Raw genomic sequence first — 10,700 nt, forward strand, 5'->3', positions numbered from 1 at the left:
GCTCCCGGGGCCGGGGTGGGGCCCCATTCCCAGCGTTGGGACTGGGAGTTCCACCAGGGGGCGGCATCGGGGGAGGGCATCGTCAGGCTCCCAGGGACGTGAGCAGCTCGGCCAGGGCGGTGGCGGCGCTCACCGACTCCACCAGCGGAGCCCACCGCTCCAGCGCCCCGCGCAGCCGCGCGGGCAGGCCGGGGCGGATCGCGTCGGCCGCTTCCAGCTCCCCCGCGACCCCGTCCAGCTCGGCGTCGAGCGCGCTCCGGTCCTCGCCGCGCGGCACCCGCACGAGCGCTGCGCGCAGTTCGAGCACCGCCTCCAGCAGCTCCGCGGTGCCGGGCGCCGCCGGCGCCCCCGTACCGCCGTGGTGGACGGTGTTGGTGTGCCCGGACCCGCCGATGCTGAACGCGCTGCCGCTGACGTCGCCGAAGCTGACCGAGGGCTCTTCGCCGTTACTTGCCACCGCTGCTCCCCTTGCTGCCCGTACCGCCACCGCCGGCGGTGTTGTGGTGTCCGGTGCCGCCGACGCTGAACGCGCTGCCGTTCACCGACTGGATGAACACGCCGCCCTCCGCGACGTGGACCGCCCGCTGCGCGAACTCCTGCGTGTGCCAGCCCGCTTCGTGCAGGGCGACGGTAACCCCGCCGACGACGCGGTCCTGAATGGTTTTCAGGTACCGGTCGAGGTCCATGAGGTGGAACAGGGAGCCTTCGTCCTGGGCGGCGATCTCCCGTACCGACAGCCCCGGCCCCTCGGGACGGGCCCCGCCGTGGCCGCCGGTGGCGATCCGCCACCAGGTGGCGGCGCCCCGGCCCAGGTTGGCGACGGCGCCCGTGAAGGAGCGGGGCGTGGCGGCGAGCGCGTCGACGCACGTGCCGAACCAGTTGTTGTGCAGCAGCCGGTGGGCGTCCGCGTCGGCCTTCTGGAACCGGGCGCGTACGGGCAGCAGCACGTGCGGGGCCACTTCCAGCATCAGCATCCGGCCCTGGGTGTGGACCCGTACGAACACGCTGACGACGAGGTTCTCGTCCCAGCCGCCGACGCGGATCCGCAGGAAGTGCCTGCGCCGCTCCCCGCCCTCCTCGGTGGCGCCGAGCCGGTGCTCGGTGAACCCCTTGACGGTCAGCGGGGCCGCGTCCCGGTGCGGCAGGCCGTCGGCCGGGAGGAAGACGCACTCGTCGACGACCAGTTCCCGCAGCCGGTCCAGGACGGCGGCCTCGGCCTGCGGCGAGCCGTGCCGGGACGGCACACGCAGGGCCTCCAGGAGCGGCACGATGCGCTCCACGATGTGCGCGTTGGTGAGGGGGTGCGGCTCGCGGCCGGCGCCGAGGTCCTCGCGCGGGCGCAGTTCGACGGACAGCTGCCAGGGCCGGAACGGCTCCCCGGCGCCGGTGAAGGGGCCGTTGATGTCGTACAGGATGAGCGGCGCGTGCTGCTCGGCCCGGATGCGGTCGCGGACCCGGGTGTAGCGGGGGCCCGGCGAGGCCTCGGCGGGATCCTGGGCCTGGTCGGCGTACCGGGCCTGGGACAGCTGGGTGGCGACGATGCGGGCGGCGTGTCCGCGCTGGAGCCCGACGACGGCGACGACGGCGGCGAAGACGACGGGCGTCAGCCACACGGCGGCGGGCGTGCCGGAGTCCTCGTACGGGGAGTCGTAGGGGCCGCTCCCGAAGCCGCCGTCGTAGCCGCCGGGACCGTCGGGGGACACGACGTCGCCGAGGCCGGGGAAGAGGAAGGAGGAGGAGACGCCGACGGAGCCGTCGAGGATCTCCACGACCCCCAGCACGATCACCGCGAACGACCACCACGCGTAGATCCGGACCAGCACGGACAGGATGCGCAGCAGGATGCTGCTCCGGTCGCGGAGCCAGCGGGCGAGGCTCAGCAGCAGGAACGGGATCAGCAGCAGGGCGAGCAGGCCGCTGGTCAGCAGCGAGCCGACGAACCAGGTCCCGAGGACGGCGCCGGCCCAGGCGAGCTCGATGCGGCGGGCGCGGAGCGCGTGGGCGAGGACCCGGGCCGCGTCGAATCCGTAGGAGGGGGCGGCGATCCGCTCCTCGTGCACGAACAGTTCGTCGATCACCCGATCGCGGTACGTGGCGTCGAGGTAGGTTCCCGCGCACAGGAGGCGGCCCGCCTCGCTGACGGCCGGATGCACGGGCGGACGGCCGGCCCGTGGGTCCGCACCGGGGTCACCGGCGGGCTGAGGGGGAATCAGATGGTCGGTCACCGGCCGACCTTATTTTCCGCCTACCGGAACCCGACAGGTTAAAACACGCCAAAGCGCCCCGGCCTGGTTTGGCCGGGGCGCAAGGACGTTCGTACAGGTCAGGCGATCAGATGAGGCCGAGCTCGCGCACCGCGTCGCGCTCCTCGACGAGCTCCGCCACGGACGCGTCGATGCGCGCACGGGAGAACTCGTTGATGTCCAGGCCCTGGACGATCTCGTACTTGCCGTCCTTGGTGGTGACGGGGAAGGAGGAGATGATGCCCTCCGGGACGCCGTAGGAGCCGTCCGACGGGATGCCCATCGAGGTCCAGTCGCCCGCGGCGGTGCCGTTGACCCAGGTGTGCACGTGGTCGATGGCGGCGTTGGCGGCCGAGGCGGCCGAGGACGCGCCACGGGCCTCGATGATCGCGGCGCCGCGCTTGGCGACGGTCGGGATGAAGGTGTCGGCCAGCCACAGCTCGTCGTTGACGACCTCGGCGGCGTTCTTGCCGGCGATCTCCGCGTGGAAGATGTCCGGGTACTGGGTCGCCGAGTGGTTGCCCCAGATGGTGAGGCGCTTGATGTCGGAGACGGCGGCACCGGTCCGGGCGGCCAGCTGCGAGATCGCGCGGTTGTGGTCCAGGCGGGTCATCGCGGTGAAGCGCTCGGCCGGTACGTCCGGGGCGGCGGCCTGCGCGATGAGCGCGTTGGTGTTGGCCGGGTTGCCCACGACCAGGACCTTGATGTCGTCCGCGGCGTGCGCGTTGATCGCGGCGCCCTGCGGCTTGAAGATGCCGCCGTTGGCGGAGAGCAGGTCACCGCGCTCCATGCCCTTGGTGCGCGGGCGGGCGCCCACGAGCAGCGCGACGTTGGCGCCGTCGAAGCCCTGGTTCGGGTCGTCGAAGATGTCGATGCCCCGCAGCAGCGGGAAGGCGCAGTCGTCGAGCTCCATGGCGGTGCCCTCGGCGGCCTTCATGCCCTGGGGAATCTCCAGGAGGCGGAGCTTGACCGGCACGTCCGCGCCGAGCAGGTGGCCGGAGGCGATGCGGAAGAGCAGCGCGTAGCCGATCTGGCCGGCGGCGCCGGTCACGGTGACATTCACGGGAGTGCGGGTCATGGCCTTCTCCGTTAGACAGCTGGCGGTGGGGCGTCCCTGCCCCATGTGCTGGGCCCCAAGTGCTGGGTGGACGCCGCTTCCTTGTCCTTGCGAATCTTGACGTGAAGAGACATCCGCCGTCAGGCTATCCGACCCGCGGGGTCCCGAACCCCCGGGTCCCTGTGGTCCACGGCACACGGACCCTCGGGATCGAAGGTCCGGGCCGCTCAGGAGCCGTTCCCCGCACCCCCGGCGGGCTACTCCACCCGGAAGATCTGCCCCGTCCGGCGGCCCTCGACCGACTTGACGTACGCGTTCGCCGCGCGGGCGACCGGTACGGGGTCGAATCCCGCGAAGGTGTCCCCGTAGACGTCGAGGGACTCGGTGAACACGGTCGGGCTGACGGCGTTGATCCGCTGGCGGCCGGGGAGTTCGATCGCGGCGGCCCGTACGAAGGCCTCCACGGCGCCGTTGGCGAGGGAGGCGACCGACCCGCTGAGCAGCGGCTCGCGGGCCAGGATGCCCGTGATCAGGGTGTACGAGGCGTGCGCGGGCAGGCGGGCGGCGCCCTGGCGGACCAGCTCGATCTGGCTGACGGCCTTGCCCTCCAGGCCGGCGCGGACGTCGGCGGTGGTGAGCTCGCCCAGCGGGCGCCACGGGACGCTGCCGGCCGCGCAGGCCACGGCGTCCACGACGCCGGCCGCGTCGTACATCGCCCGGACGGAGTCGGGGTCGGTGATGTCGACGTGGACGTCCGCGTCCTTGCGGGACGCGGTGAGCACGTCGTGGCCGCGGTCGCGCAGGGCGGTGTGCACGGCGCGGCCGAGCGTGCCGCCGGCGCCGATCAGGAGCACCTTCAGGGGAGTCATGGAACGAGCATCGCGCCCCTCCAATGTGAAGTCCAGCTACCTCTGCTACAGCAATCATTAAGATGAACTCATGCTTGATGTGAAGCGGATGGTCATCCTGCGGGACCTGGCGGAACACGGAAAGGTGACCGTGGTCGCCGACCTGCACCGGGTCACCCCGTCGGCCGTCTCCCAGCAGCTGCGCGCCCTGGAGGCCGAGGCCGGAGCCGCCCTCGTCGAACGGGAGGGCCGCGGGCTGCGCCTCACCCCCGCCGGAACGGCCCTGGCGGCCGCCTGCGAGCCGGTGCTGGCCGCGCTGGAACGGGCCGAGGGGGCGGTACGGGCACTCGACGCGGGACCGGTCGGGGAGCTGCTCGTCGGCTGCGCCCCGAGCGCGCTGGCGACGGTGGCCGCGCCGCTCGTCGCCGCCCTCGCCGTACGCCATCCGGGGCTGCGGCCGCACATCGTCCAGGCCGACCCGGAGGAGGCCGTGCCCCGGCTGCGGCAACGCCGCCTGGACCTCGCGGTGACGTACGCCTACCCGCTGCTCGGCGCCCCGCCCGCGAGCGGCACCACCGCCGTCCCGCTGTTCGACGACCCGCTCTGCCTGGCGCTGCCCGAGGCGCTGCTCCCGGCCTACGGGCGGGACGGGCTGGCGGCGCTGCGGGAGGCCGACTGGGTGTCCGCGCCCGCCCCGAGCAGCTGCCGGGAGATGCTCCTGCACGCGTGCCGCAACGCCGGGTTCACCCCGCGGATCGCGCACGAGTGCGGGGACCTGCGGGCCGGGCTGTGGCTGGTCGGGACCGGGCGGGCCGTGTCGATCCTGCCCGGGCTGCTGTGCGACGCGCCCCCGCCCGGCACGGCGGTGGTGGAACTGCCGGGCCGGGGGCGGACCCTGGAGGCGCTGGTCCGGGCGGGCACGGAGACCCGTCCGGCCATCGCCGCGGCCCTCACCGCACTGGCGGAGATCACCGGACGGTGAAGCGGACCGCGTCCTCCAGGAAGGGGATCTCCAGCCACGGCTTGGGCTCGATGACCAGCGCGAGCAGCGTGATCGCCACGCCCAGCAGCCCGTACGTGACCATGTCCGTGAACCGGGAGCGCACCGCGAGCATCCCCACCGAGGGCAGCACGCGCCGCATCACGGCGGCCGCGATCAGGGCGATGCCGATCAGCAGGCAGCCGAACCGGGGGTGGCTCATCGCCGTGGACAGCAGCCCGGCGGCGGTGGCGGCGAGGACGGCGAGCATCGGCCACTGACGGGCGGGCGCGGGCGCGCCCCCGGGCGCGGCCCGCCCACCGCCCTCGGGCCGCGCGGTGTCCTGCGTCACGGACGGAAACCGCCGGGACGCCTTCGCCGCCTGCGCCTTCGCGCCCTCCGCCTGCGGCTTCGGACCGGGGGCGGCGGCGGGCGGCGTTTCGGAGGTGTCCCCCGGCGGGCCTGTCGGGTCCGCCGGGTCCGCCGCTTCGTGCTCAGCCCGCACTGGAGGTCCGCTCCGCCGCCTCGACGACGTTCACCAGCAGCTGCGCGCGCGTCATCGGGCCGACACCGCCCGGGTTCGGGGAGATCCAGGCCGCCACCTCGGCGACGCCCGGGTGCACGTCCCCGACGATCTTCCCGTTCTCGTCGCGGCTGACGCCGACGTCGAGCACCGCCGCACCCGCCTTCACGTCCTCCGGCTTCACCAGGTGCGGAACACCCGCCGCCGCCACGATGACGTCCGCCTGCCGCAGCAGCCCGGAGAGGTCGCGCGTACCGGTGTGGCACAGCGTCACGGTCGCGTTCTCGGACTTGCGGGTCAGCAACAGCCCGATGGACCGGCCGACGGTGATGCCGCGTCCGAGGACGACGACGTGCGCGCCGGCCAGCTCGACGCCGTGGTGGCGCAGCAGCTCGACGATGCCGTACGGGGTGCACGGCAGCGGGCCCGGCTCGTTCAGCACCAGCCGGCCCAGCGACATGGGGTGCAGGCCGTCGGCGTCCTTGAGCGGGTCCATCAGTTCGAGGACGCGGTTGGTGTCGATGCCCTTGGGGAGCGGGAGTTGGACGATGTAGCCGGTGCAGTCCGGGTTGGCGTTCAGCTCCCGCACGACCGCCTCGATGTCCTCCTGGGAGGCCGTCGCGGGCAGTTCGCGCTGGATGGAGGCGATGCCGACCTCGGCGCAGTCCTTGTGCTTGCCGTTGACGTACCAGCGGCTGCCCGGATCGTCGCCGACCAGCAGGGTGCCGAGGCCGGGGGTGATGCCCCGGGCCTTCAGCGCCGCCACTCGGACGGTCAGTTCGGACTTGATCGCGGCTGCGGTGGCCTTGCCATCGAGAATCTGGGCGGTCATACGGCCATCCTCCCGGATGGAGCGCTCCCGGTTCCAGTCGGGCGGAAACCGGTCGGGTGGCTTCATTGCACTTGCACAACAAGTACGGCCCACCACGGCAACCGGCTGGACAAGGCCGGTACGAGCACACCACGATGACGGTCGGCAACACGATCGCAATGAGTGCCGCGGGCAGTGCCGGGGGGCGTACCGCAGAAAGCCGAAGTCCTCCGTGCGTGCCGTGCGTCCCCGCACTTCACGGAGGAAAGACCCAGATGAGCTTCGGCGACCCGAACAACCCGTACGGGCAGCAGCAGCCGCCGGCCCCGCAGGGCCAGCCCGGTTACGGATACCCGCAGCAGGCCCCTCAGGGCGTCCCGCCGCAGGGTGGCTACGGATACCCGCAGCAGGGCCAGCCGCCGTACGGCGCCGTCCCGCCGCAGGTGCCGGGCACGCTCCAGGCGAACAACGGCTTTATCAACGTCGCCGGCCTGGGCACCGTCCAGGTCGCCACGATGGGCCGCCGGCTCGGCGCGCGCCTGATCGACGGCGTCGCCATCGGCATCCTGTACGCCATCTTCAGCGCGATCGGCTTCGCGGGCATCTTCGGCGCCTCGAAGACCATCGACGACTGCTCCGGCATGGACCCGCTGTCCCCGGCGTACTCGTCCTGCCTCGACGACGCGAACGCGGCGGCCGGCGGCATCGTGATGACCTTCCTCGGCATCATGCTGCTGTTCTTCCTGGTCACCCTGCTCTACGAGTGGCTGATGATCGCCTTCGCGGGCGCGACCCTGGGCAAGATGGCCCTCGGCCTGAAGGTCGTCAAGGAGAACACGGGCCAGAACCCGGGCCTGGGCGGCGGCTTCATCCGCTGGATCATCCCGATCGTCGGCGCGTTCCTCTGCTACATCGGCGCCGTCCTGGTCTACCTGTCGCCGTTCTTCGACAACTCGGGCAAGCTCCAGGGCTGGCACGACCGCGCCGCCGGCACCCTCGTCGTCAAGACGAAGTAAGCGTCGCCGCGTTCACCGCTCGAACGCCCGAAGGCCGCGTCCCCCGATGGGGGGACGCGGCCTTCGGCCTTTGACGGGCCCGCCAAGGGGCCCGTCAGGGTCCGTCAGGGTCCGTCAGTGGAAGAAGTGGCGGGTGCCGGTGAAGTACATCGTCACCCCGGCCTTCTTCGCGGCCTCGATCACCTGCTCGTCACGGACCGAACCGCCCGGCTGGACCACGGCCTTGATGCCCGCGGCGGTGAGGATCTCCAGCCCGTCCGGGAAGGGGAAGAAGGCGTCCGAGGCAGCGTACGAGCCCTGCGCGCGCTCGGCGCCCGCCCGCTCGACGGCCAGCTTCGCCGAGTCCACGCGGTTGACCTGGCCCATGCCGACGCCGACGGAGGCGCCGTCCTTGGCGAGCAGGATCGCGTTGGACTTGACGGCCCGGCAGGCCTTCCAGGCGAACGCGAGCCCGGCCAGTTCCTCGGCGGACAGCGCGTCGCCGGTGGCCAGCGTCCAGTTCGCCGGGTCGTCGCCCTCGGCCTGGAAGAGGTCCGACTGCTGGAGCAGCACGCCGCCGCTGATCGGCTTCAGGTCGCCCGGCTGGTGCGGGGTGCCGTCCACCTTCAGGACGCGGATGTTCTTCTTCTTCGCGAGGATCTCGACCGCGCCGTCCTCGTACGCGGGGGCGGCGATGACCTCGGTGAAGATCTCGGCGACCTGCTCGGCGAGCTCGACGGTCACCGGGCGGTTGACGGCGATGACGCCGCCGAAGGCCGACAGCGGGTCGCAGGCGTGCGCCTTGCGGTGCGCGGCGGCGACGTCCGTGTCCACGGCGATCCCGCACGGGTTGGCGTGCTTGATGATCGCGACGCAGGGCTCTTCGTGGTCGTAGGCGGCCCGGCGGGCGGCCTCGGTGTCCACGTAGTTGTTGAAGGACATCTCCTTGCCGTGCAGCTGCTCGGCGTTGGCGAGCCCGCCCGGCTGGCCGTCCGTGTAGAGCGCGGCGGCCTGGTGCGGGTTCTCGCCGTAGCGCAGGGTCGACTTGCGGTCCCAGGAGCCCGCGAGGAACTCGGGCAGCGGCGCCTCGGGGGACTCCGGGGCGTAGACGTTCGTGAACCAGGACGCGACGGCCACGTCGTAGGCGGCGGTGTGCTGGAAGGCCTCGGCCGCGAGCCGCTTGCGGGCGGTCAGGTCGAAGCCGCCGCCCTGGGCGGCCGCGAGGACGTCGGCGTAGCGGGCGGGGCTGGTGACGACCGCGACCGACGGGTGGTTCTTGGCGGCGGCGCGGACCATCGACGGGCCGCCGATGTCGATCTGCTCGACGCACTCGTCGGGGGTGGCGCCGGAGGCGACGGTCTCCCGGAAGGGGTACAGGTTGACGATCACCAGGTCGAAGGGCTCCACGCCCAGCTCGGCGAGCTGGTTGCGGTGGTCCTCCAGGCGCAGGTCGGCGAGGATGCCGGCGTGCACGCGCGGGTGGAGGGTCTTGACGCGGCCGTCGAGGCACTCGGGGAAGCCGGTCAGCTCCTCCACCTTGGTGACGGGCACCCCGGCGGCGGCGATCTTCGAGGCGGTGGAGCCGGTGGAGACGAGCGCGACGCCCGCCTCGTGCAGACCGCGGGCCAGCTCTTCCAGTCCCGTCTTGTCGTAGACGCTGACGAGCGCACGCCGGATCGGCCGCTGGGTCGTGGTCGGGTCGTTGCTCGCTACGGTCTCTGCGGCGGTCACTGGATTGTTACCTTTCGTCCCTCAATGCGGTAGCCGTGCCGGGCCAGGCGCCCCACGACGTCGACGAGCAGCTGACGCTCGACTTCCTTGATGCGCTCGTGGAGAGCGCCTTCGTCCTCCCCGTCCCGGATCTCGACGACGCCCTGGGCGATGATCGGACCGGTGTCCACGCCGCTGTCCACGAAGTGAACGGTGCAGCCGGTGACCTTCGCCCCGTACGCCAGGGCGTCGCGCACCCCGTGCGCGCCGGGGAAGGCCGGGAGGAGGGCGGGGTGGGTGTTGATGAAGCGGCCGCCGAAACGGTCGATGAAGTTCTTGCCGACGATCTTCATGAACCCGGCGGAGACGACGAGGTCCGGCGCGTGCGCGCCGGTGGCCTCCGTCAGGGCCGCGTCCCACTCCTCGCGGCTCCCGTAGGCCTTGACCGGGCACACGAAGGTGGGAATGCCCGCCTTCTCCGCCCGTTCGAGCCCGGCGATGTTCTCGCGGTCGGCCCCGACGGCGACGACCTCGGCGCCGAAACCCTCGGCTCCGCCGGGGTGGGCGTCGATGGCGTCGAGCAGGGCCTGGAGGTTGGTGCCGGAGCCGGAAACCAGCACGACCAGGCGGGAGGCGGGCATGGAAGGCCCTTTCTTACGGAATTGCCGTCGTTCGTCTTGTGTGGTCATACGAAACTTCGGGGTACCGATATACGGGGAACCATACGAAGCCACCGACCGCCTGCAACGATACCGGCACACCGGACGGTCCCCGAGGGACGGGGGGACGGGTGGGCGGTAGCGTCTGGCGTACACCGCACGCCGGGCGCGCGCCCGGCCCACGACACAGGGGAAGTAACGCACTCGATGCCGGACCGCCGTCAGCCCGACCCCTCGACCGACGACAACCCCTTCGCGGCGCCCCCCGAGGGCCGGCCCGACCAGCCGTGGGAGCCCCGGCAGCCGCAGCGGCCGCAGGACGGCGGCGGCTCCGGCCCCTCGGAACCCGGCGGCCCCGAGGGCCCGGCGCGGTGGGACCCGATGGACCCGCTCCAGCGGCGTGCGCGGTACGCGCTGCTGGCGGGCATGTGGGGCTTCTTCTTCGGGATCTTCGGGATCCCCTCGGTGGGGCTGCTGCTCGGCGCGCTCGCGATCTACTGGGGCGTCAGCGCCCTGCGCGGCCGCCCGGCGACCGAGGCCGACCCCACGACGGGCACCCCGCCCCAACCCGGCGGCCTCGCCGCCCTGGGCCCGGCGGCCCGCCCGCAGCGCGCGGCGGCGATCAGCGGCCTCGTGTCGGCCTCACTGGCCATCCTGCTGGCGGCGAGCTCGTACGCCCTCCAACTGGCGTACAAGGACTTCTACGTCTGCCGCGACGACGCCCTCACCCGCACCGCGGAACTCCAGTGCAACAACCTCCTCCCGGACAACGTCCTGGGCGAAATCCTGAAGGTCCAGCGCTGACCGTTCTTAGCCCCGCCCGGGGGCACCTCCCAGCGGTAGCTGGGGGAGTTTGAGGCGCGGGGGTCCGGGGG

11 protein-coding genes are annotated in these 10,700 nt (G+C 72.6%); 3 read left to right on the plus strand and 8 right to left on the minus strand.

Going from position 1 to position 10,700, the window contains the following annotated elements; genetic code table 11:
* Positions 1 to 82: 82 nt before the first annotated feature.
* The 4 genes from ACFV0Q_RS31110 to ACFV0Q_RS31125 all read right to left on the minus strand — a co-directional run bounded on the left by ACFV0Q_RS31110 (position 83) and on the right by ACFV0Q_RS31125 (position 4,160).
* A complete protein-coding gene (locus ACFV0Q_RS31110; RefSeq protein WP_385009783.1) occupies positions 83 to 457 on the minus strand; it encodes a hypothetical protein in 375 nt (124 codons plus the stop codon).
* Positions 447 to 2,225 (minus strand): hypothetical protein, encoded by a 1,779-nt coding sequence (locus ACFV0Q_RS31115; protein WP_385009785.1) that lies wholly within the window; start codon positions 2,223 to 2,225, stop codon positions 447 to 449. Before ACFV0Q_RS31115 ends, ACFV0Q_RS31110 begins: the two co-directional genes overlap by 11 nt.
* A gap of 106 nt (positions 2,226 to 2,331) precedes the next feature.
* Positions 2,332 to 3,321, minus strand: coding sequence for a malate dehydrogenase (locus ACFV0Q_RS31120; RefSeq protein WP_385009787.1), 990 nt, complete (start codon positions 3,319 to 3,321; stop codon positions 2,332 to 2,334).
* Positions 3,322 to 3,557: 236 nt separating this feature from the next.
* The gene (locus ACFV0Q_RS31125) at positions 3,558 to 4,160 is read right to left on the minus strand and encodes a short chain dehydrogenase (RefSeq protein WP_385009801.1); all 603 of its coding nucleotides are present in this window, start codon (positions 4,158 to 4,160) and stop codon (positions 3,558 to 3,560) included.
* Between the two features lie 79 nt (positions 4,161 to 4,239).
* Here ACFV0Q_RS31125 and ACFV0Q_RS31130 point away from each other — a divergent pair, with 79 nt between their 5' ends.
* Positions 4,240 to 5,130 (plus strand): LysR family transcriptional regulator, encoded by an 891-nt coding sequence (locus tag ACFV0Q_RS31130; protein WP_385009789.1) that lies wholly within the window; start codon positions 4,240 to 4,242, stop codon positions 5,128 to 5,130.
* On the opposite strand, the gene ACFV0Q_RS31135 is transcribed toward ACFV0Q_RS31130, so the two are convergent.
* Together ACFV0Q_RS31135 and ACFV0Q_RS31140 are read right to left on the minus strand one after the other, a co-directional pair.
* The gene (locus tag ACFV0Q_RS31135) at positions 5,117 to 5,479 is read right to left on the minus strand and encodes a DUF3017 domain-containing protein (protein WP_385009790.1); all 363 of its coding nucleotides are present in this window, start codon (positions 5,477 to 5,479) and stop codon (positions 5,117 to 5,119) included. The two genes, ACFV0Q_RS31130 and ACFV0Q_RS31135, sit on opposite strands and share 14 nt — an antisense overlap.
* A 142-nt stretch (positions 5,480 to 5,621) precedes the next feature.
* Positions 5,622 to 6,482 carry a bifunctional methylenetetrahydrofolate dehydrogenase/methenyltetrahydrofolate cyclohydrolase gene (locus ACFV0Q_RS31140; RefSeq protein WP_385009792.1) on the minus strand — a complete coding sequence of 287 codons (861 nt, stop codon included), beginning with the start codon at positions 6,480 to 6,482 and terminating at the stop codon, positions 5,622 to 5,624.
* A gap of 254 nt (positions 6,483 to 6,736) precedes the next feature.
* On the opposite strand from ACFV0Q_RS31140, the gene ACFV0Q_RS31145 reads away from it, so the two are divergent.
* The gene (locus tag ACFV0Q_RS31145) at positions 6,737 to 7,477 is read left to right on the plus strand and encodes an RDD family protein (protein WP_385009794.1); all 741 of its coding nucleotides are present in this window, start codon (positions 6,737 to 6,739) and stop codon (positions 7,475 to 7,477) included.
* Positions 7,478 to 7,591: 114 nt separating this feature from the next.
* Here the strand turns inward: ACFV0Q_RS31145 and purH are convergent, their stop codons facing one another.
* Positions 7,592 to 9,187 carry a bifunctional phosphoribosylaminoimidazolecarboxamide formyltransferase/IMP cyclohydrolase gene (gene purH, locus ACFV0Q_RS31150; RefSeq protein WP_385009796.1) on the minus strand — a complete coding sequence of 532 codons (1,596 nt, stop codon included), beginning with the start codon at positions 9,185 to 9,187 and terminating at the stop codon, positions 7,592 to 7,594.
* Positions 9,184 to 9,807 carry a phosphoribosylglycinamide formyltransferase gene (gene purN / locus ACFV0Q_RS31155; protein WP_385009797.1) on the minus strand — a complete coding sequence of 208 codons (624 nt, stop codon included), beginning with the start codon at positions 9,805 to 9,807 and terminating at the stop codon, positions 9,184 to 9,186. Before purN ends, purH begins: the two co-directional genes overlap by 4 nt.
* A gap of 225 nt (positions 9,808 to 10,032) precedes the next feature.
* Between purN and ACFV0Q_RS31160 the strand changes: the two genes are divergently transcribed.
* The gene (locus tag ACFV0Q_RS31160; RefSeq protein WP_385009799.1) at positions 10,033 to 10,629 is read left to right on the plus strand and encodes a hypothetical protein; all 597 of its coding nucleotides are present in this window, start codon (positions 10,033 to 10,035) and stop codon (positions 10,627 to 10,629) included.
* Positions 10,630 to 10,700 lie beyond the last annotated feature (71 nt).

Origin of the sequence: Streptomyces sp. NPDC059564 (genome assembly GCF_042735575.1) — a bacterium.
Lineage (GTDB): Bacteria > Actinomycetota > Actinomycetes > Streptomycetales > Streptomycetaceae > Streptomyces.

What these genes read in the sequence shown, in the direction of transcription:
- ACFV0Q_RS31120 (WP_385009787.1), bottom strand. Translation starts at nt 3,321, where the DNA reads ATGACCCGCACTCCCGTGAATGTCACCGTGACCGGCGCCGCCGGCCAG.
- ACFV0Q_RS31130 (WP_385009789.1), top strand. Translation starts at nt 4,240, where the DNA reads ATGCTTGATGTGAAGCGGATGGTCATCCTGCGGGACCTGGCGGAACAC.
- ACFV0Q_RS31140 (WP_385009792.1), bottom strand. Translation starts at nt 6,482, where the DNA reads ATGACCGCCCAGATTCTCGATGGCAAGGCCACCGCAGCCGCGATCAAG.
- ACFV0Q_RS31145 (WP_385009794.1), top strand. Translation starts at nt 6,737, where the DNA reads ATGAGCTTCGGCGACCCGAACAACCCGTACGGGCAGCAGCAGCCGCCG.
- purN (WP_385009797.1), bottom strand. Translation starts at nt 9,807, where the DNA reads ATGCCCGCCTCCCGCCTGGTCGTGCTGGTTTCCGGCTCCGGCACCAAC.
- ACFV0Q_RS31160 (WP_385009799.1), top strand. Translation starts at nt 10,033, where the DNA reads ATGCCGGACCGCCGTCAGCCCGACCCCTCGACCGACGACAACCCCTTC.